Origin of the sequence: Halobacterium sp. GSL-19 (assembly GCF_016917855.1) — an archaeon.
GTDB lineage: Archaea > Halobacteriota > Halobacteria > Halobacteriales > Halobacteriaceae > Halobacterium > Halobacterium salinarum.
This window is the reverse complement of sequence record NZ_CP070377.1, coordinates 1,211,233-1,229,878: the sequence shown is the minus strand read 5'-3', so window position 1 is coordinate 1,229,878 and position 18,646 is coordinate 1,211,233. Positions and strand designations below refer to the sequence as shown.

Annotated in this window: 30 protein-coding genes; 2 read left to right on the top strand and 28 right to left on the bottom strand. The window is 66.3% G+C overall.

Going from position 1 to position 18,646, the window contains the following annotated elements:
• Window positions 1–42: 42 nt before the first annotated feature.
• Window positions 43–915, bottom strand: coding sequence for an EMC3/TMCO1 family protein (locus tag JT689_RS08300; protein WP_010903262.1), 873 nt, complete (start codon window positions 913–915; stop codon window positions 43–45).
• A 63-nt stretch (window positions 916–978) separates the two neighbouring features.
• Window positions 979–1,629 (bottom strand): adenylate kinase, encoded by a 651-nt coding sequence (locus JT689_RS08295; protein ID WP_010903261.1) that lies wholly within the window; start codon window positions 1,627–1,629, stop codon window positions 979–981.
• Between the two features lie 88 nt (window positions 1,630–1,717).
• Here JT689_RS08295 and JT689_RS08290 point away from each other — a divergent pair, with 88 nt between their 5' ends.
• Together JT689_RS08290 and JT689_RS08285 are read left to right on the top strand one after the other, a co-directional pair.
• On the top strand, window positions 1,718–2,128 hold the full coding sequence (locus JT689_RS08290) for a hypothetical protein (RefSeq protein ID WP_010903260.1): 411 nt from the start codon (window positions 1,718–1,720) through the stop codon (window positions 2,126–2,128).
• A gap of 102 nt (window positions 2,129–2,230) precedes the next feature.
• Complete coding sequence (locus tag JT689_RS08285; protein ID WP_205250925.1) at window positions 2,231–3,907, top strand: potassium transporter TrkG; 1,677 nt, start codon at window positions 2,231–2,233, stop codon at window positions 3,905–3,907.
• Here the strand turns inward: JT689_RS08285 and JT689_RS12500 are convergent.
• The 26 genes from JT689_RS12500 to JT689_RS08155 all read right to left on the bottom strand — a co-directional run bounded on the left by JT689_RS12500 (window position 3,904) and on the right by JT689_RS08155 (window position 18,645).
• Complete coding sequence (locus JT689_RS12500) at window positions 3,904–4,098, bottom strand: potassium transporter TrkG (RefSeq protein WP_205250924.1); 195 nt, start codon at window positions 4,096–4,098, stop codon at window positions 3,904–3,906. The genes JT689_RS08285 and JT689_RS12500 overlap by 4 nt on opposite strands.
• Before the next feature lie 6 nt (window positions 4,099–4,104).
• Entirely contained in the window at window positions 4,105–5,268 is a 1,164-nt protein-coding gene (locus tag JT689_RS08275) for an ABC transporter substrate-binding protein (protein WP_205250923.1), read from the bottom strand.
• Between the two features lie 75 nt (window positions 5,269–5,343).
• A complete protein-coding gene (gene secY / locus JT689_RS08270) occupies window positions 5,344–6,819 on the bottom strand; it encodes a preprotein translocase subunit SecY (RefSeq protein WP_205250922.1) in 1,476 nt (491 codons plus the stop codon).
• Window positions 6,820–6,822: 3 nt separating this feature from the next.
• Window positions 6,823–7,284 carry an uL15m family ribosomal protein gene (locus JT689_RS08265; protein WP_010903256.1) on the bottom strand — a complete coding sequence of 154 codons (462 nt, stop codon included), beginning with the start codon at window positions 7,282–7,284 and terminating at the stop codon, window positions 6,823–6,825.
• A 5-nt stretch (window positions 7,285–7,289) separates the two neighbouring features.
• Complete coding sequence (gene rpmD, locus JT689_RS08260; RefSeq protein ID WP_205250921.1) at window positions 7,290–7,754, bottom strand: 50S ribosomal protein L30; 465 nt, start codon at window positions 7,752–7,754, stop codon at window positions 7,290–7,292.
• Window positions 7,754–8,392 (bottom strand): 30S ribosomal protein S5, encoded by a 639-nt coding sequence (locus JT689_RS08255; protein ID WP_010903254.1) that lies wholly within the window; start codon window positions 8,390–8,392, stop codon window positions 7,754–7,756. The genes rpmD and JT689_RS08255 overlap by 1 nt, the downstream gene beginning before the upstream one ends.
• A 3-nt stretch (window positions 8,393–8,395) precedes the next feature.
• Window positions 8,396–8,947: a 50S ribosomal protein L18 gene (locus tag JT689_RS08250; RefSeq protein WP_010903253.1), complete on the bottom strand. Its 552-nt coding sequence runs from the start codon at window positions 8,945–8,947 to the stop codon at window positions 8,396–8,398.
• Window positions 8,947–9,396 carry a 50S ribosomal protein L19e gene (locus tag JT689_RS08245; RefSeq protein WP_010903252.1) on the bottom strand — a complete coding sequence of 150 codons (450 nt, stop codon included), beginning with the start codon at window positions 9,394–9,396 and terminating at the stop codon, window positions 8,947–8,949. The genes JT689_RS08250 and JT689_RS08245 overlap by 1 nt, the downstream gene beginning before the upstream one ends.
• Complete coding sequence (locus tag JT689_RS08240; protein WP_010903251.1) at window positions 9,389–10,108, bottom strand: 50S ribosomal protein L32e; 720 nt, start codon at window positions 10,106–10,108, stop codon at window positions 9,389–9,391. Before JT689_RS08240 ends, JT689_RS08245 begins: the two co-directional genes overlap by 8 nt.
• 3 nt (window positions 10,109–10,111) lie before the next feature.
• Window positions 10,112–10,648, bottom strand: a complete 537-nt coding sequence (locus JT689_RS08235; RefSeq protein ID WP_010903250.1) for a 50S ribosomal protein L6 — start codon at window positions 10,646–10,648, stop codon at window positions 10,112–10,114.
• A 3-nt stretch (window positions 10,649–10,651) separates the two neighbouring features.
• Complete coding sequence (locus tag JT689_RS08230; protein WP_010903249.1) at window positions 10,652–11,044, bottom strand: 30S ribosomal protein S8; 393 nt, start codon at window positions 11,042–11,044, stop codon at window positions 10,652–10,654.
• Between the two features lie 2 nt (window positions 11,045–11,046).
• On the bottom strand, window positions 11,047–11,205 hold the full coding sequence (locus JT689_RS08225) for a 30S ribosomal protein S14 (protein WP_010903248.1): 159 nt from the start codon (window positions 11,203–11,205) through the stop codon (window positions 11,047–11,049).
• On the bottom strand, window positions 11,202–11,729 hold the full coding sequence (locus JT689_RS08220) for a 50S ribosomal protein L5 (RefSeq protein WP_205250920.1): 528 nt from the start codon (window positions 11,727–11,729) through the stop codon (window positions 11,202–11,204). Before JT689_RS08220 ends, JT689_RS08225 begins: the two co-directional genes overlap by 4 nt.
• Entirely contained in the window at window positions 11,726–12,427 is a 702-nt protein-coding gene (locus tag JT689_RS08215; RefSeq protein ID WP_010903246.1) for a 30S ribosomal protein S4e, read from the bottom strand. The genes JT689_RS08220 and JT689_RS08215 overlap by 4 nt, the downstream gene beginning before the upstream one ends.
• A complete protein-coding gene (rplX, locus tag JT689_RS08210) occupies window positions 12,424–12,780 on the bottom strand; it encodes a 50S ribosomal protein L24 (RefSeq protein WP_010903245.1) in 357 nt (118 codons plus the stop codon). The genes JT689_RS08215 and rplX overlap by 4 nt, the downstream gene beginning before the upstream one ends.
• A 4-nt stretch (window positions 12,781–12,784) precedes the next feature.
• Window positions 12,785–13,183 carry a 50S ribosomal protein L14 gene (locus JT689_RS08205; RefSeq protein WP_010903244.1) on the bottom strand — a complete coding sequence of 133 codons (399 nt, stop codon included), beginning with the start codon at window positions 13,181–13,183 and terminating at the stop codon, window positions 12,785–12,787.
• Entirely contained in the window at window positions 13,183–13,512 is a 330-nt protein-coding gene (locus JT689_RS08200) for a 30S ribosomal protein S17 (RefSeq protein WP_010903243.1), read from the bottom strand. Before JT689_RS08200 ends, JT689_RS08205 begins: the two co-directional genes overlap by 1 nt.
• A complete protein-coding gene (locus JT689_RS08195) occupies window positions 13,503–13,874 on the bottom strand; it encodes a ribonuclease P protein component 1 (protein WP_010903242.1) in 372 nt (123 codons plus the stop codon). The genes JT689_RS08200 and JT689_RS08195 overlap by 10 nt, the downstream gene beginning before the upstream one ends.
• Before the next feature lie 8 nt (window positions 13,875–13,882).
• Window positions 13,883–14,098: a 50S ribosomal protein L29 gene (gene rpmC / locus JT689_RS08190; RefSeq protein ID WP_010903241.1), complete on the bottom strand. Its 216-nt coding sequence runs from the start codon at window positions 14,096–14,098 to the stop codon at window positions 13,883–13,885.
• Window positions 14,098–15,006: a 30S ribosomal protein S3 gene (locus tag JT689_RS08185; protein ID WP_010903240.1), complete on the bottom strand. Its 909-nt coding sequence runs from the start codon at window positions 15,004–15,006 to the stop codon at window positions 14,098–14,100. The genes rpmC and JT689_RS08185 overlap by 1 nt, the downstream gene beginning before the upstream one ends.
• Window positions 15,006–15,476: a 50S ribosomal protein L22 gene (locus JT689_RS08180; RefSeq protein WP_010903239.1), complete on the bottom strand. Its 471-nt coding sequence runs from the start codon at window positions 15,474–15,476 to the stop codon at window positions 15,006–15,008. Before JT689_RS08180 ends, JT689_RS08185 begins: the two co-directional genes overlap by 1 nt.
• Before the next feature lie 3 nt (window positions 15,477–15,479).
• Window positions 15,480–15,902, bottom strand: coding sequence for a 30S ribosomal protein S19 (locus tag JT689_RS08175; RefSeq protein ID WP_010903238.1), 423 nt, complete (start codon window positions 15,900–15,902; stop codon window positions 15,480–15,482).
• A gap of 3 nt (window positions 15,903–15,905) precedes the next feature.
• Window positions 15,906–16,628 carry a 50S ribosomal protein L2 gene (locus JT689_RS08170; RefSeq protein ID WP_010903237.1) on the bottom strand — a complete coding sequence of 241 codons (723 nt, stop codon included), beginning with the start codon at window positions 16,626–16,628 and terminating at the stop codon, window positions 15,906–15,908.
• Between the two features lie 2 nt (window positions 16,629–16,630).
• Window positions 16,631–16,885 (bottom strand): 50S ribosomal protein L23, encoded by a 255-nt coding sequence (locus JT689_RS08165; RefSeq protein ID WP_010903236.1) that lies wholly within the window; start codon window positions 16,883–16,885, stop codon window positions 16,631–16,633.
• Window positions 16,882–17,634, bottom strand: a complete 753-nt coding sequence (gene rpl4p / locus JT689_RS08160) for a 50S ribosomal protein L4 (RefSeq protein ID WP_205250919.1) — start codon at window positions 17,632–17,634, stop codon at window positions 16,882–16,884. Before rpl4p ends, JT689_RS08165 begins: the two co-directional genes overlap by 4 nt.
• A gap of 3 nt (window positions 17,635–17,637) precedes the next feature.
• On the bottom strand, window positions 17,638–18,645 hold the full coding sequence (locus JT689_RS08155; protein ID WP_010903234.1) for a 50S ribosomal protein L3: 1,008 nt from the start codon (window positions 18,643–18,645) through the stop codon (window positions 17,638–17,640).
• Between the last annotated feature and the right edge of the window lies 1 nt (window position 18,646).

Below are 18,646 nucleotides of genomic sequence, written 5' to 3'. Positions count from 1 at the left end.
GTGGCCGGGACAAAGAGGTTTTGAACCGCGGCTGCCGGCGCGCTACGTGGGCGTCGTCTGGATGTTCAGCGCCTTCCGGATGATGTTCGAGAAGCTGAACGAGCACATCATATACCAGAGGATCCACGCCGGGAACACGAGCACGCGGCCGCCGTTGAGATCGATCTCACCCAGCAACGGCAACACCATGTTGAGCTCGCTTTGCGGGATCGTGCCCGTGCCCAGCTTCCAGTACATCCAGAGGAACACCGGGATCGTCAGCAGCATGATCCACACCATGGGGCGGAACTGCTCTTTCATCATGCTGGCCTGATCGCCGAACGCCTCCATCTGTTCCTCGCGGAGGCGTTCGACCGCGGCGTCGTCGCCGCGCTCTTTCGCCGCGGACATCTTGTCCTGGAGCTCCTGGGCTTGCTCCTGGTATTTCGACATCTTCTCCATGTCCGTGAGGTTCGCCTGGAGGATCGTCGTGTACAACCCAGTCAGCACCGCCAACACCAGGATCACGACGTAGAACGGCATGATCGAGTCCAGGGGCCCCAACACGACGTTGATCGTGCCGCCGATCGCGTTCTTGATCGGCGAGTAACTGTACCCGATCATCGCGCCGACGGCCCCGACGCCCGCGAGCTTGTCGTACGTCGACCACGACGTGCCCTCGGGGCTGTCGTCGTCGCCGTCGTCGTCGGGTGCAAGCCCTTCCTCGACGCCGTCGGGGTCACCGACTTCGAACCCCGTGTCGCCCTCGACGAGGATGTCTTTCTCCAGGAGGCGGCCCCACTGGCCGCTCGAAACGTCGTCGCTGACGTCCTGCCACTGGAGGTCGCCGTCATGGTCCAGGAGGTCTTCGAGGATCGTCGCCATCTCGGGGTCCTCGCGAACCAACGACTGTACTTTCTCCGCGGTTCGTGCCATCGTGTGGCCGTGTTAGCGACGGCGGCTTGAATCGCTTACGGAACGCCGGCCCAGGCGCCGACGCTACGCCGTGCGCTCGTCGACGGCGGCCGCCACGTCAGTCCAGACCTCGTCGGGTGTCCGTTCACCGTCGACCTCCGCCAGCACGCCCTGTTCGCGGAAGTACTCCACGACCGGTGCCGTGTTCTCCTCGTAGACCGTGATGCGCTCGCGGGCCGTCTCCTCGGTGTCGTCCTCGCGCTGGTAGAGGCTGCCGCCACACGCGTCACACACGCCCTCGGTCTCGGGCTGGTTGAACGACACGTGGAACGTCGCCCCGCAGTCCTCACAGACCCGTCGCCCCGTCAGCCGGCCCACGAGCTCGTCCTCGTCGACGTCGAGGTACAACACCACGTCCAGATCCGTGATCGAGTCCAGATACTCCGTCTGGCTCTCGTTGCGCGGGTAGCCGTCGAGGACGTACCCGTCGGCGTCGTCCAAGGCGGTCTTGACGATCTCGTTGACGACCGCGTCGGGCACGAGTTCGCCGGCGTCCATGTACGCGCCCGGGGTGTCGTACTCCACGTCGAGGTGGGTGATGTCCTTCGTCTTGTTCGCGCGCAGCGCGTCCCCGGTGGTCACGTGTTCGACGCCGAACTCGTCGACCAGTCGACGGCTCTGCGTGCCTTTTCCAGCGCCCGGTGCACCCAACAGCAGTACGTTCGGATGGCTCATAGCGTTCTTTCACCGGCCCCGATTAAGGGCGTGTCGTTCCCGGTTGCCACACCCCGCCTGCTTTGTGGGTGCGCCCGCAAACACCACCATGACTCGATTCGACGCCGACACCGAAGCCGCCCGCATCGAACTCGTCGCCGACACGGTTGCCGCACACCGCGACCGCGACAGCCAGTTTTGCACCCTCGAAGCCGCGGCCGACGCCAGCGACACCCCCGAATCCCTCCCGCCGTGGGTGCAGTTCGCCGACGGCACGCTGAACCTCGACTGCACGGACGGCGAACTGGAGGCGCTGCACACGACGCTCAGCCGGTACGGCGCGTTCACCATCGCCGACCGAACCACCGTGGAGCCCGACACCGCCGAGGAATCACCCGGCACGAACGTCCGCATCGACGCGCGCGCCGACGACGATCGCGTCGGGCAGTTCGTCGACACCGTCTTCCAAGCGGTCTACGGACTGCCCGCCGACTTCGAGCTCTGGGCCGTCGAAATCTGAGCCACACTCCGCCAACGCCCGCCGCCACCGCAAGCGGGGCACTTTTCCATCCGCGCTGTCGACATACGCCACGATCCGCACCGCGGTGCCATCCCACAACGCATGTCACGCGCGAACGCCAACCGCAGACGCGACCTCGCCACCATCGCCAGAGACGTCGGCGGCCTCGTTCTCATCGCCGCGGGCCTGATGTCCGCGAGCGTGCTCGTCGCCGCCGGCTTCCAGGAGTGGTACGCCGCCCTCGGGTTCCTGCTTGCAGGCGGCCTGAGCGCGACCGTTGGCGGGCTCGCGCGCCGCCGGTTCGCGGACGCTCCCGCGCCCAAGATGAAACACGGCATGGTGATCGCGGCCGGCGGCTGGTTCGCGATCGCGGTCGTCGGCGCGCTCCCGTTCCTCTTTACCGCGTGGCTGACGCCGCCAGCAGCCATGGCGCGGTTCGTGCCCGCCGACGCCACCTGGACGGCCGTCAGCGTCGGCAACACCACCACCCTGTCGAGTCTGGCGTACTTCCGCCAGCCGCTGCACGCGCTCTTCGAGAGCATGAGCGGGTGGACCGGCAGCGGGCTCACGATGGCGATCCACGAGCCGTCCCTGCCCCGCAGCATCCAGTGGTGGCGGTCGCTCACCCAGTGGGTGGGCGGCGTCGGCGTCGTCGTGCTCACCGTCTCCATCCTCGCGCGGCCCGGATCCGGCAGCTACGCGCTCTACCGCAGCGAAGCCCGCGAGAAGAAGATCCATCCCAGCGTGGTGTCCACCGTCCGCACTGTCTGGAAGCTCGTCGTCGGATACACCGTCGTGGGCGTGGCCGTGCTGTTCGTCGCGATCCGCGCCAGCGACTACGGCGCGGCGCTTCCGGTGTGGGACGCCGCCTGGCAGGCGCTCAACCACACCATGACCGGGCTCACAACCGGCGGGTTCAGCGTCACCGACAACTCCATTGCGACCTACGACGCCCCCGTGATCGAGGCGGCACTGCTGCCCATCATGGTCGCCGGCGCGATCGCGTTCCCCATCCATTACCGGCTGCTCGCCGACCGCGACCACGGTGTGCTCCGGGGGGACCTCCAGACGCGGTGGCTGTTCGTGCTCCTCGGCGGCGGCGTCGTCGTGCTCGCCGCACAGAACGTTGCCGCCGTGCCCGTGACGCCCGACGCGGTCACGCAGTGGACGCCCGCGATCGGTGACGTTCCGGTGTTGTCCCCCGCACAGGCCGACGCCGCCCGCGACGCGACCTTCCAGTGGGTGAGCGCACTCACCTGCACGGGCTTTCAGTCGGCTCCCATCGGCAACTGGATCGCCGGCGGGAAGATCCTCGTTGTCGGCGCGATGACGATCGGCGGTGCCGCCGGCTCGACGGTCGGCGGCATCAAGATCATCCGCGCGTACACCGCCGTTCGCGGGTTCATCTGGCAGTTCTCCCGGGTGTTCCTGCCGTCGAACGCGGTCGTCACGGCGCGCATCGACGGCCGCACGCTCGATCGGGACGCCATGGAACAGGAGTTCAGCGAAGCCGCCATCGTGGCGCTGCTGTGGGTGGTGTTGCTGTTCGCCACCAGCCTCGTGTTGGTGAACCTCGCGGGGCCGTCGTTCAGCTACGCGGACGCCCTGTTCGAGGTCGCCAGCGCCCAGGGTAACGTCGGGCTGTCCTCGGGCATCACCGGCCCGGACATGTCACCGATCGCAGAAGCCATGTTCCTGTTCAACATGTGGATCGGGCGCCTCGAAATCATTCCCGTGTTGGTGTTCGCGCGCGCCGCGATCTCCGGCCTCGACCCCTAATCCCGCCAGTACGACCCCGTGAACAACACGAGCACGGGCAGCATCTCCAACCGCCCCACCCACATCAACCCCACCAGCACCAGCTTCGAGACGCTCGTGAACACGCCCACGACGCCCGCGTAAACCCTGAACTCGTCGTCTCCGGTGAGCGCCTGCCAGACGAGCGCGAAGTTCGTCCCCGCGGGACCCACGCCCGGCTACTGGGCGTCTCCAGTGACGATGGCGGCGACCCGGCTGCGGTCGAACAGCCGCTCGGACGCCGGCAGCGCGGGATACGACCCGCCGTCCTCGAACCCCGGCCACGCACCGAAGACATCCGGATACAGCTGTTTGGCGGTCATCTCCAGTTGGAAGAGGTTCATGATCGGGCCCTGATACCGCATGCCCGACGCGTACACGCGGTTGTTCGCTACGGCGGACAGCCGCCCGCCGACCGCGTCACCCCGGAGGCGGCTGCGGACGGCGTCCATCTCGTAGTTCGGCGTCGCCCCCCAGAGATGCAGGATCACGTCCGGATCGGCGTCCAGCATCGTCTCGTAGCCGACGGTCCCCCAGAGGCTCGCCCAGTCCGCGTCGGCGAACGCGTCCCGCGCGCCCAGCGGCCGGGTGTCCGCCAGCCAATACCCCGGCTCGTTGAGGTGGTAGGTGTAAAACGATCCCTCGTCGTAGGTCACACGCACGGCCGTCGGCCGGTCCCGCTCCGGCGGGAGGCGGTCGGCGATGGTCGCCACGAGGCTCTCGTGGACGCGACGTAACGCCTCGAACCTGGCGCGCTCCTGGAACACGTCCGCGACCCGCCCGAACAACTCCCACAGCGTGTAGTAGTCGTATCCGTCCCGGTAGCCCTGTGGTGGGTCGGCACGCGTCCCGCTGTAGAAGTTCCCGAACCAGGGGCCGACGTCGGACGCAATGGCCTCGATGTCGCGCGCGTCCCAGGCGTCCTGTGTGCTGACGTACGCCGGGTCGACGAAATGCACGTCGCTGTCGAGGGCGTAACACTCCTCGGGCGTGAAGCCGTCGGTGAGCGGATCGGGAAGCCCACTGTAGTCGAAGTCAACGCCGTCAAGCCGGTCGTAGTAGGCGTTCATCGTGGGGCCGCTCATCTCGGGGACGTAGATGGCGTTGACGGCATCGCCGTGGCCGAGCGCCACGGCCATGTCGGCGTACTGTGGGAACACCACGAACGCGCGGTCGGGTACTCCAGTGAGGGTGAGATCCCCGACCGGAGCCACTGCCGCGTGGTGGCTCGCGGGCGGTTCGGTTGACGTGCTGGTGTCGCTGTGGCTGGTGCAGCCGGCCAGAAGTGCGGCTCCAGCCGCGACGTGCCCCAAGCAGCGGCGTCTGGTTGCTTCCCCGGCCATGGGTTTAGGCTAGCCTAAAAATGGATAAGCGTTCGGATCCAACGCCGCCGAAGAAAAACGGGTCGTGAAACGGCGTTAATCGCCGCCGCCGAACATCTCGCGCATCATCGGATGCATCTCCATCATCTGCTCTTCGGCGATCTCCTCGTAGAGCTTGTAGGTGATCGAGATCGTCAGCAGCAGCCCGGTTCCGGAGACGTTTCCGATCGTCCCGAGCATGTTCGCCATCACGGCGAGCAGCCCGACAAGCGCCCCACCGATCACGGTGACCTGCGGAATGTACCGCTCCATCACCTTCTCGATGACGCCCTGGTTCTTCCGGAACCCCGGGATCTGCATCCCCGAGTTCTGGATCTGGCGGGCGGTCGCGTCCGGCCCCATGTCCGCGGTCTCGACCCAGAAGATCGCGAAGATGGCGCCGCCGACGATCATGAACGACAGGTCGATCGCGATCCGGATCAGGACCTGCCACGGCTCGGCGGTCGCGCCGCTCGTCCACCACATCCACGCGCTCGGACTGTAGATGGGCGCGAGGTAGTAGAACAGCCCACCCGTGACTTGGCCGTTCCCGCCATAGACGCCCAGCCACGTCGGCATCGACGCCAACGTCGAGTTCAGGATCTGGCCGAGGAACTGGATGTTCGCCTGCAACGCGCGCACCAGGATCATCGGCAGGACGCTGGCGTAAATGAGCTTTACCGGGAAGCGACCACGCGCGCCTTTCACACGCGCGTGGCTCAGCGGGATCTCGACGCGCACGCTCTCGGCGTACACGACCACGACGTAGATGAACAACGTCGTTAGCAGTCCCAGGATGCCCGCCTGCATCAACAGGAACTCGATCCCGCCGCCGGACAGCAGCGGCGGCATGTTCGAGACGTTGCCGACGATGATGTCGAACCACGTCGGGAGCAGCCCCTGGCTTCCAACACCGCCTTCCCAGAAGACCAGCCCGCCGACGAGGCTCTGGCTCACACCGGCAACGATGAACAGCCCGATCCCGGAGCCGACGCCCCACTTCGAGATCACCTCGTCCATGAACAGGAGGAGGACGCCGCCGGCCGCGATCTGGGCGAATATCAGGACTTCGACGCCGAACGCGCCGCCCGGCATCGACTGCGCGAGCTGCTGGCTCGGCTGCAGGAAGTTCCCCAGGAACACCATCGGTGCCCCTGTCAGGACGACCATCACGCCCACGAGGAACTTCTGGAGGCCCTGATAGATCGCCTGGTCACGGGGATCGTTGTCCGTGTCCAGGCCAAGCAGGTTCGCGCCGCCAAGCAACTGCAACACGATACTCGCCGTGACGATGGGCCCAATGCCGAGCTGGAGTACGGTACCCTGACCGCCAGCGAGCAGGCTCCGGAACTGTCCGAAGAAGTCGTTGCCGGCAGTCTGGATTCCCCACAGGGGAACGTTCGTCAGGAAGAAATACAGCACAAGCACGCCGCCTGTCCAGTACATCTTCCGCCGGAACGGCACGTGTCCCTCCGGGCGTTCGACCGCGGGCATCCGCGTGAGAACCGGTGCAGCAGCCTCCTTCCAGCCCATGGGTTACTCCTCGTCGTCCTCGCTTGCGCGCTCGGAGACGACGGCGTCGCCGCCCTCGCCTTCGATGAGTTCGACGGCCGCGTCGCTGAACGCGTCCGCGGTCACTTCGAGCTGCTCGTAGAGCTGGCCGCCACCGAGCACCTTCACCACGTCGGCGTCCCAGCCGTCGTCAACGACGTCCCGTGCGTCGACACGGTAGCCGAACTCGGTTTCTTCGGCGACGCCGGACTCGCTGAGTACGGGGATGTCTTCGTCGAGTTCCTGCACGGAGAGCACCGCCACGTCGCGGTCGGTTTTCTCCGGTCGTTTGAACCCGCTCTTGCCGACGTCCTCGTAGTTGTGTTGCTCGTGTTTCTTGCGGCCCGCGCGGCCACGGCCGCCACGGTTACCGGCGCCGCGGCGGTTCTTGTGCGTACCGCCGCCGTGCGTGCGGGAGCCGCGTTGTCGTCGTTTCTTGTCGGTCATGGTTTCTATCGCATGTCGGTGAGGAGGTGATCGATCTCCTCGGTCGTGTGTTTCCCGAGTTGCCCACCGTCGCTGGCGGGCGTCTTGATGCCGTCGTGGCCGCCCCGTGGCGGATGCAGCCGAATCACCGGCGCGAGGCCGGCGTCCGAAAGCGTCGTCTCCTCGGCGAGCAGCGCGCCCGCCAGGTCGGCGACATCGTCGTACTCGGTGTGCTCGGCGACCCACGCGTCGTCGACGTCGCCCGCCCCGCTGGCGGGCTCGCCGCGACTCTCGATGAGGTCCGCCAGCACGGCCTCGCTCGGCTCGCCGAACGCCACGTAGTCGTTCACCTTCGCAACCATCCCCGAGTACGTGTCGGTCTCGGGGACCAGCGCGCAGTGGTTCACGCTGTGGATGTTCAGCATCTCCAGGGTGTCCTGGATGTCGCGGCTCATGTCTACCGGACCGCGAACCTGAACGAGTGCCTGCATCACTCGATCACCTCGCGTTCCTCGCGTGCGTGCTGTGGCACACGCGCTTCGGAGGTCTCACGCAGCGCGTTGAACGTCGCCTTCGCGAAGTTCACCGTCGTGCGCGTCTTCCCCGAGGACCGCGTCCACACGTCGTCGATGCCAGCGAGCTCGAGCACGTGCTGGACCGTTTCACCGCCCGCGAGCCCGAGGCCGCGGGGTGCCGGCATCAGCTCCACGTCGACGCTGCCCGCCTTGCCGGTGGACTTGAGTGCGACGGTGTGGGGACGCCCACAGCCACACTCCCAGGACCCACAGCCGCGGGAGACGTCGATGATGTTCAGCTTCGCTACCTCGATCGCTTTCTGGATGGCGCCGCCGACCTGATCGTCGCGGCCCTCCGCGTAGCCGACGTAGCCGTCGCGGTTCCCGATCGCAACGACGCATCGGAACTTCACGCGGCGACCGGAGTCGGTCATCCGCTGCACCATATTGATGTCCAGCACTTCGTCGTCCAACCCCGGCAGGAGCTGGTCGACGATCTCTGGCTCCTTCAGGGGCAGCCCGGTGTCGAGGGCCTCCGACATGTCCTCGACCTCCCCGTCCTGCACGAGGCCGCCGAGGCGGGTCTTCGGTTGCCAGGTGTCGTTGTAGCTCATGTGTTAGTCCTCCATGATGGCTTCCCGTGTTTCGTCGAAATGCGCGGGAAGCGCCGTTGCGTCGAAGTCACCGCTGTACAGCGGCTCGTCGAGACTCTCAGCGTACTCCGCGATATGCTCGCCGCGGGTACGACTCCAGTCCGCCAGCACGGAGTCGTTGTGCGGAACGTCCAGGCCGGCATCGATCGCGCCCTCCTGGATGGCGAACACCTTCGAACCCGGGGTGGCCGTGTTCAGGCCGATGTCGAGGACCGCCTCCTCGACGCCCGCGTCCACCGCGCGCTGCCCAGCGAGCAGCCCCGTCAGGTACGCTGCCGGCAGGTTCCCCGTGGGAGCCGCCCAGCCGTACGCGTCGAGGTCACTGGAATGTGCGCTTGCAACTGTCTCGTCGCCGTCCGGGCCGGTCGTGACCAGCTGCGCCGTGACGTGCTTGTTGCTCTTGCGAGCGACAAGCCGGGGTTTCCCCGACTTCAGGAGGCGCAACCTCTGATGGTAGTCCGTCCGGACCTCGCGGCGGCGCCGCATCGGCACCTTGTATCTAGGTCCTGTCGCCATTAGCTATCACCGTAGTTCTCTTCGACGTAGTTCGTCAAGCGCCGAACGCTATCGAACTCGCCGCCGTTTGCCATGTTGTACATCTCGCGGTACTGCGCGGGGGACAGCGTCCCGTCGTCGCGCAGCTCCCGGAGCTGCTGTCGCTGGGCACGGATGCCAGCGACGTACTCGCGCTTCTCGTTCTGCCGCGCGCCGGCTTTCCCCTTCCGGGAGCCAGCGCCCTTCTTGTGCCCGTAGGACTCCTTGGCGTCGCGCTCTCGCGCGCGACCCCGAGAGTTGCCCTGGGTGTCCTCGGCGTCGATGGTGCCGTCCGCGACCAGCTCACGGATGTCCTCGCGCGTGATCGCGTCGGCGATCTCGGACTGGGCGTCAGGGTCGAACCACACGCGGTTCTCGCCGACATCCAGCACGTCAGCCGCGAGGCGTTTCTGTGCGCTCAGATCACTCATTGTCCTCGACCTCCACTTCGACGTACGTCGGGTTCAGGACACGAATGCCCTGTGATTCGGCGTGCTCTTCGATTCGCTCGCGCTTGCGAGCACCGACCTTCGAGGCGATCCGCGCCGCCTCGGTGTCGGGGTCCACGCCCGCGAGGTCGTCGGTGTTGTGCACGCGCACTTCCTCGAACCCGCTGGGGTGTTTGCCGCGAACCGCCGTCGGCGTTCGGAACCCGGCTTCGACGGTGTCGCCTTTCCCCTTGATGCCGCGGCGCTGCTTGGACAGCGTGCCCTTCGGTCGCCGCCACGACGTCGGGGTGCGCTTTTTCTTGTGGTAGTCCTGGCGGTTGAACTGCGGCGTGTTGACGCTGCGCCGCTTCTGGAGCAGTCGCTGCTCGTCCTCGCTGAGGTCCGGGGTCTTCTCGGTCAGCCCGCGGGCCCGCAGCTCGGTCTCCACGTCCGCGTCGGTGTCCGCCTCGTCGTCGCCGCCGACCTCCTCGACTTCGGCGTCGGTGTCGGCCTCGACTTCCAGGCCACCAACGTCGGCCTTGATGCGCGCTGCGAGCGCGTTCCCGATTCCGTCGGCCTCGGCGAGCTCGCTCTGGTCGGCCGCCTGCACGTCCGCGACTGACTCGAAGCCGGCCTCCGCAAGCGCCTCGGCCTTCGACGGCCCGACGCCGGAGATATCGGCGAGTTCTTCGGGTGTGTCGTTCTCGTCGCTCATCTATCAGGCACCTCCTTTCGCGGGCTTCTCGACGATGTAGACGCCGTCCTGGAAGACGCGCGTGTCCTTGTCGGTGACCCGCGTTAGCTGTTCGATGTCGGCCGCCGTCTGGCCGACGTCCTCGATACTCGGGCCGCTGAGCGTGACCTCCTCGTCGTCCACGACCACGTCCGTGTCACCACGGATCTGTGTGCGACGGGCTGCCTTCTCGCCGAGGAAGTTCTGAATCACGACTTCCTCGCCCTCCACGTCGACCTGCATCGGGAAGTGGGAGTAATGCACTTCGAGCTTGTACTCCCAGCCCTCGCTAACCCCGTGGAACATGTTCGCCACGTGGCTCTCGAAGGTCCCGACCGTCGAGTCCGTCTTCGCGTCGTCGACCTCGCTGGCGACGACGACAGCGTCGTCCTCGACGGACACGTCAACGTCAGGATACCAGAGGCGCCGTGTTACGGACCCCTCGGGGCCTTCAACGGTGAGATCGAGGTGGTCGACCTCGGCCGTCACGTCATCCGGAATTTCGATTTCGACTCGTGCCATGGTTCAGTATACGTACGCGATGACCTGGCCACCGATGCCGGCCTCGCGGGCCTCGTAGTGGCTCATGATGCCGTGGCTGGTCGTCACAACGAGCGAGCCGTAGTCCCGAGCCGGGAGGTATCGCTTCTCCCACTGCTCGAAGCCGTCCGCCCCCACGGAGTAGCGTGGGTTCACCGGACCGCACTCGTTGATGGCACCTTTCAGTTCGACCTCGAATCGGCCGGCTTTCCCGTTGTCGACGAACTCGAAGCCGTCGATGTACCCGCGGTCGTAGAAGACCTCGAGGACGGAGCCAACCATGTTCGAGGCGGGCGCTACCGTGTGTGTGAGATGGCCGACGCTCTCGGCGTTATCGATGCCGGAGAGTGCGTCGGACAGTGGATCGTTTGCCGTCATTGTTAGCTGTACTTCTTGAAGCCCATCGAACGGGCGATCTCTCGGAAGCACTGTCGACACAGCCAGATGTCGTACTTGCCGACGAGGCCCTGTTCGCGGCCACAGCGTCGGCACTCGTGTGTCTGACCCGTCTCTTCGGCTTCGCCGTCCGTCTCGCTCATTCGTTGACCTCCACGTCGAAGTTGGATACGAGGAACGACACCGCGTCCTCGGAGTTGAGTCGGTGATTCGACGGAATCTGTCGCGTACCCTGGTCGCGCTTCGCAACCCGGTAGCCGGGACGCGTGAGGTTCACCGTCACGTCCATCCCGTAGATTCCGATGTTCGGGTCGTACTCCTGGCTGGGGAAGTCAGTGTGCTCTTCGATGCCGAAGCTCACGTTCCCCGTGTTGTCGAACTGCCGGCGGTCGAGATCAGCGGCCGGCAGCGCGCGCTCCAGGAAATCCACTGCGGTGTCGTCGCGCAGCGTGACCTTCGCGCCGATCGGGTCGCCCTGCCGCAGCCCGAACTCGGGCTCCGGGCTTTTGGCCTTCGTACGAACCGTCTGCTGGCCGGTGATCGCTTCGAGGATCGTCTCGGCGTTCTGGAGCTCGACCCCACCCTGGCCGACGCCCATGTGGACGACGACCTTCTCGATGCGGGGCTCCCGCATCTCGTGGAAGTCAGTGCTGTCAGCCTCGCTCATTCGTCATCCTCCTCCACGAAGTTCTCGTCGATGACGACGACGTACTCCGCGATCGTCTCGAAGCCGCCGTTCTCGTCGTCCACCCGGACGGTGTTGCTCGCGCTGCCCGGCTGCACGTTGATCTCGGCGATCTCACCGATGTCGCCGGCGTGCTGGCCGGCAACCGCGGTGACCAGCGCGCCCTCCTCGTACTGGAAGTGCGCGACGATCTCGTTGGTGTCGGTGTCGACGACGACCGAGTCCCCGCCCGCGTACGCGTCCTCATCGAGGGCGAGGTTCGAGCCGTCGTGGAAGTTCAACTGTGTGCGACCGCCCGACACGGTCGTCTTGTCAGTGACTTTGTTCAGCTTGCTGCCGGCCGCGTCCGCGTCGATCTCCGTGAGGCCGAGTCGACCGCCCTCGTCGGGGAACACGCGGTAATACTCGTCGCGGTCCGGGAACGCCAGGATGTCGAACATCCCGATCGGACGGTTGACGTCGCCGACCGAGTCGCCGTTGACGAGCACGCCGTCCGTGTTGATGGCGTACTGCGCCTCGCTCGTGTCGTCGACGTACTCCAGGACGTCCCGAAGCACAACGACCAGTGGCACGCCGGATTCGCCGTGCGGGCCGGCCCCGGCCTTCGCGGTGAACGTCTCCGTCTTCCGCTCGACGGGCCAGGATTTCGGTACCGAAAGTCGCTTCTGGTGATTCGTCATTCGTTGTCACCTTCCAGTCGCTCGACGCGCATGTCGTCATCGAGATCGAGGTCGGTCACGCGGAGGTTACTCGACTCCACCGGCCGCGGCGTCTCCTCGCCGTCGGCGGCCTCCACCGTGACACCCTCAACGAAGACCTCGGCGTCCCGCAGGTCGACGTCGGTGACTTCGCCGTCCTCACCGGCGTCGTCGCCACGCATGACCTCGACGGTGTCGCCGACGTTCACGCGGACGTTGCGCTGGCCGTACTCCTCGCGGAGCTCCTCGGACAGCGTTGCCCGCACTTGGTCTTGCTTCTCGTGCAGCGACGCGCGCTTCGTGCGAGTTCGCTGTTTGTGTGGTTGCTCGCTCATGGTTCTATACGATCATCGTCGCGGTACTCGCGATGGTCCCGTACCGTTCGGCCACCTCACGCGAAATCGGGCCCTTGATCTCGGTCCCGCGAGGCTCGCCGAGGTCGTCGATGATGACCGCGGCGTTGTCCTCGAATTTCACGCGAGTCCCGTCCGGGCGTCGGATCGGCTTGCGCTGGCGCACGACAACGGCCTCAAGCACCTGCCGACGCATCTCCGGGGTCCCTTTGGTGACTGAGACGGTGATCGTGTCGCCCAGTCCAGCCTTCGGGTGGCGGTTCTTTCGTCCTTGATACCCCATCACGCTCGTGATTTTGAGCTCGCGTGCGCCAGTGTTGTCGGCGCACGTGATCAGCGAGCCCTTCTCCAATCCCTGGGTGATGTCCGCCTTGATGGCTTCCATCAGGCGTCACCTCCGTCCGTGATCTCGACGACCACGTGGGATTTGGTCTTCGAAAGCGGTCGGGTTTCTGCGATGCTCACCGTGTCGCCGACACTGATGTCGAAGCACTCTGGTGCGTGTGCCGGAACGCGCGACCGCCGCTTCATGTAGCGGTCGTACTTCGGCACGAACACGTCGTACTCGCGTTCGACGACAACGGTTTTCTCCATGTCTGTGGACGCCACTTCACCCTCCAAGACCTGCCCGCGCACGGAAAGATTCCCGTGGAACGGACAGTCCTCGTCGGAGCACGTGCCCTCCGGTTCTGTTACGTTCAGTCCTATCGCCATTTCGAATCAACTCCGTTTTCGGAGCGCCGCTCGGGTCGTGAGAGCAATCGTCCTCCATCCACCGTAACGTAGGCCACGCTCTCGCCAGTGGTTTGGCGTGTCTCGCCACCTGCAGGTTTGAACGCGGTCCCGACCCCGTTGTCCGGGGCCGCAGCTTCATCTGTGAGACGGAACTCGAATGTCGCCCCCTTCTTGGGGACTTGTGCCACACCCGACGCAGTCCGGAGCACCACCGTCTGCATCGTCTCGTCGACGACGCGTCCGGCGATCCCCACCCGCGACTGATCGGTGTCCGCAGCGACCCGCGCGTGCAGGCCCAGCAGCTCGTGTCGCGGCAGCGATTCGGGTGTGATGGTCGTCATGTTCGTCGTTATTCGTCGTCCGCGAGGTCGCCTTCCTCTCGCTGCACCGTCTTGATGCGGGCGATGGTCTTCCGCAGCTCGCTGATGCGGCCCGGATTGTCCGGCGCGCCACCGGCCGCTTTCACGGCTTTCGAGTTCAAGAGCTCGGTTCGGAGCTCCTCGAGTTCGGCCTCACGCTCCGCCGGCGTCATGTCACGGATCTCGCTCGTGTAGAGGATCGCCATTATTCGGCACCTCCGTCCTCGTCGTCCATCTCATCGAGGAGGTCCTCGGCGGTGTCGGCGGCCTCGTCGTCGACGTCACTGAACTCGTCGTCCTCGTCCTCGCCTTCGACCGCGTCGGCGAGCTCGTCGAGTTCCTCTTCGACGTCGTCGTCGGTCTCGATGACCTCCTCGTCCTCGAAGTCGGCGGGCTCGGACTCCGGTTCGGCCGCCGCATCGGCGTCGGCGTCCTCGGCGTCCGCGTCCTCGCCCTCAAGCAGCTCTTCGAGGTCCTCGCCGGCCTCGGCCTCGTCCACGACGAGGTCTTCGATGTCCGCGTCCTCCTGGATCTCGAAGTCGTCGGGGAGTTCGGCGTTCGGCGGGATGATCTTCACGTTCACGCCGATGGTGCCGAGCTTCATCACGGCAACGCCTTTGCCGTGGTCGACGATCTCCTCGGCGGGCTCGCCGTTGTGCTTGATGTAGCCGCGGTTGAACTTCTCGACGCGACCGCGGTTCCCGGTGACCTTCCCGCTCAGCACGATCTCCGCGCCGAGCGCGCCGGACTCCATGATGCGGTCGATCGTGGTGTGGCCGGCCTTCCGGAAGTACCAGCCACGTTCGAGCGCGTTCGCCAGTCGGTCGGCGACGATCTGCGCGTTCAGGTCGGGCTCCTCGACCTCCTGCACGTCGATCTGTGGGTCTTCGAGGTCGAATCGCTCCTCGAGCTGTGTGGTGATCTTCCGGATGTTCTTCCCGCCTTTCCCGATGACCATCCCGGGCTTCTCGGCCTTCAGGACGATCTGCATGCCCATCGGCGTTGGCGCGAGTTCCATCCCGCCGTAGCCGGCGCGTGCCAGCTCCTCAGCGAAGAACTCGTCGATCTGACTGCGCTGAAGTCCTTGTTCGATGAATTCGAGTTCGTCCGCCATCAGGCGGTCACCTCCTCGGTCTCGGTCACGACGATCTCGACGTCACAGAGCGTCGCGTTCCACGTGGTCGCGCGCCCCATCGCACGGGGTTTGCGGCCCTGGCTCTCACCGACCTTGTGCGGGGCGACGTGTTCGATCACCATCTCGTCGGCGTCGAACCCCTGCTGGTCGGCGTTGTTCGATACGTTCGACAGCAGCTTCAGGAAGTCCTTCGAGGCCTTCTCCGGGTAGCGCCCGGCGTCCCAGCCGTCGATGTCGTTCCGGTGACCGACGCCGCTGTTGTGCTGCTTGAACGGCACGGATCGCTCCTCGTCGATGACCGCCTGGAGGTACTCTTTCGCGTCGGCGACCGTTTCCCCGCTGATCTCGCGGGCGATGGCCTTGCTGTGCTTCAGACTGATGGAGCGCTCTCGGAGCATGGCTTTCGCCGACGCCTCCGAGTCCACGTCCACGCTGTAGCTGATTCCCATGGTTTATTTGAGCGGCACGAACTTCGAGGAGCGGGTCGCGCCGATGCCCGCCTGCCCGTGTTCGACCGACGACCGCGTGAGCTGGAACTCGCCGAGGTAATGCCCGATCATCTCGGGCTGGACCTCGACACGCTCGAACTCCTGGCCGGTGTACACAGCGAACGTCAGGCCGACGAACTCCGGCAGCACCGGCATATCACGCAGGTGCGTTCGGATCGGGTTGTTCGCCGTTTCCTCGGTGCCCGACTCGCGTGCCTCCGCGAGCACCTTGTGGTGCTCCTCGGAGAGGCCACGGGTGATGGTTCGCCGCTGGCGTGCGGGAAGCAGTTCCGCGACGTCCTCCAGGCTCATCTCCTGCAGCTCGTCGAGGTCGTGGCCGCGGTAGGTGAACTCCCCCTCACGGCCGGTTCGGTATTCCGTACTCATGGTTTACTCGTTGCCCCCGCGGCCCGTCCGCTTGGAGGCGATGTCTCCGACCTTGCGGCCGGGTGCTGCGTCCCGGGAGACCGACTTCGGTCGGCCCGGGTGCTGGCGGCCACCGCCACCGAACGGGTGGTCGACGGCGTTCATCGCAACACCACGCACGCGGGGCCACTTCGTCCCGCGCGCCTTCATCTTGTGGTGCTTGTTGCCAGCCTTCACGAACGGCTTCTCGGTCCGGCCACCGCCCGCCACCACGCCGATGGTTGCGCGGCAGTCCGGGGAGAGGCGCTTCGTCTCGCCGGACGGCAGCTCCACGATCGTGGCGTCACGCTCGTGGGTCACCAGGTCGGCGTTGACGCCGCCCGCGCGGGCGAACTTGCCGCCGTCGCCCGGATGACTTTCGACGTTGCAGACCGGCACTCCCTCGGGGATCTCCGCCAGCGGGAGGGTGTTGCCCTCCTCGATCGTGGCGGAAATCCCGATCTCGATGGTGTCGCCGACACCGACGCCCTCGCTGGCGAGCACGAGGCGCTGGTCGTCGTCCTCGAAGGCGACGCGGGCGACCGGCGCGCTGCGCGCCGGGTCGTGTTCCACGTCGATGACCTCGCCGGCCAGCACGTCCGTGTCCTCGGTTCGCTTGTGCGACAGTTCGGCCTTGTATCGGTGCGACGGCGCACGGAACGTCGACGTCCCGCGCCCGCGTCGCTGCCCTTGGATCCTGCGTCCCATTCTCAGAACACCCCGATGCGGGAGGCGACGTCTTGGGCGTCGTCCTCCGCGGAGAGTTTCACCGTTGCCTTCTTCTCGGCTTCGGGCGTGATCTGTGTGTTCACGTCGACGACCGTGACGTCGTACTCCGACTCGACGACATCCCGGATCTCGGGTTTCGCCGCGTCGATGTCGACGATGAACTGGAGCTTGTTCTGGAAGTCCATCTCGTCCATCGCCTTCTCGGTCACCAGTGGGTAGTCGATGATCGAACTCATCGCTGTGCCACCTCCTCGACGGCGCTTTCGGTCCACACCGTCAGTCGGCCCGGCTCCGCGCCCGGCGCGAGGTCCTCGGCGTTCACTTCACGACCGGTCGCCACGTCGACGCCCGCGAGGTTGCGGGCGGCCGTCGACGGCCCGCTCTCGCTGGCCGTGACGAACAGGATCGACGTCGGCTCCTGGTATTTGCGGCCGCGCAGCGTTCCCTGGCCGGCACGAACGGTGCGGCCCTCGTCTGCGCGCTCGATGTCCGCGTGGACGCCAAGCGCCTCCAGGAGGGAAACGACGTCCTGGGTTTTCACGAGATCCTCGAAGTCGTCGCTGACAACGAGGGGCAACTCGACGTCGTCGTCGAAGTTGTGGCCGCGGTCGGCCACCAGCTCGCTGTCCGTGGTCGCCGCGACGGCGGCCCGAACGGCGGCCTTGCGCTCCTTGTCGTTGACGTCGAGACCGTGGTCTTTCTCGGCTTTCGGCGGGTGCGCTTTCCGGCCGCCGACAGTCTGGGGCACACGGGCACCCTGCCCGTTTGCTTTCGGCACGTGGGCCATTCCACGGCCACTCCCCTGTGACTCGGCGGTGGTGCGCAGGCCGGCGTACTCGTCCGCGCCGTACTCCTGTGTCCGATTGGCCTGAGCGGCGAGCACGGCTCGCTTCACGAGGTCCGGGCGGACCGGTTCCTCGAAGACCCGCGGCAGGTCAAGCGTGCCAGCGTCGTCGCCGTCCAGGTCGCGTACGGTTACCTGCATAAATTATCCCTGGTTGGATGCGGTGCTCACGTACCGCACCTCCGGATCGAGGCGCGGCGATTCGTTCGGCCGGACGGCCGGCCGGAAGCGCACGAGGCGCTGCTCCGGGCCGGGCACCGAGCCTTTCACGAGCGTGTACGGGCCGTCGACTTCGCCGTAGTTCGGGAAGCCGCCGTCCGGCGTCGGCTCGTCCCCATCGTTGATGTCGATGAGGCGTTTGTTCAGTTCGGTGCGCTGGTGGTAGCCGGTCTGGCCCTGCTGTGGAACCGTCGAGCGAACCCGAGAGGGGTTCCACGGGCCGAGGTTACCGATGCGGCGCCGCCAGCCCTGGCGGGCGTGCTTGCCCTTTCGCTTCTGGACGCCCCAGCGCTTGACGGGGCCCTGGGTGCCCTTGCCTTTGGTGATGCCCGCGGCGTCGGTGAACTCGCCGGCGCGAAACACATCGCCGAACGCGTGGACGCCGCCGTCCTCGATGAGGTCGGCAGCGAACTCCAGTCGGTCGGCGAGCGTGCCGCCGCCGACGCGAGTCTCCATCACGTCCGGGTTTTTCTTCGGGACGCCCGCGGTGTCGCCGGGGACCGTGTGCGTGATGACACGGATGTCGGCGATTTCCTCGGTGTCGAGCGCCTCGATCAGTTCGTCTGTATCTCCGCCCTCGTCGGGGACAGAGAGCGTGCGGTCGAGCGACTCGTGGGTGTCGTCCGCCCAGACTTCCGTTAGCGGCTTCTTGCCGTACGGCGTGTCCTCGTAAAGGCGGACGGCCGCCGCCCGCATGGGCGGCGTTTCGACGACCGTCACGGGGACGGTCGTCTCCATGCCCTCGGTCGGTGCGTTGGCCTTGTCGTCAACGAGGACGACGTGGGTCATGCCGGCCTTGTAGCCAGCGAAGCCCTGGAGGCCGACTTCACCGTCGTCGGCGGGCCACGAGTTGAAGCGCGGTACTTCGCTCTCCGCGCGCTTGCGGGGACTGAACCCCATCGAGCCTTTGCGTGGTCGGTTTGGCTGTGGCATC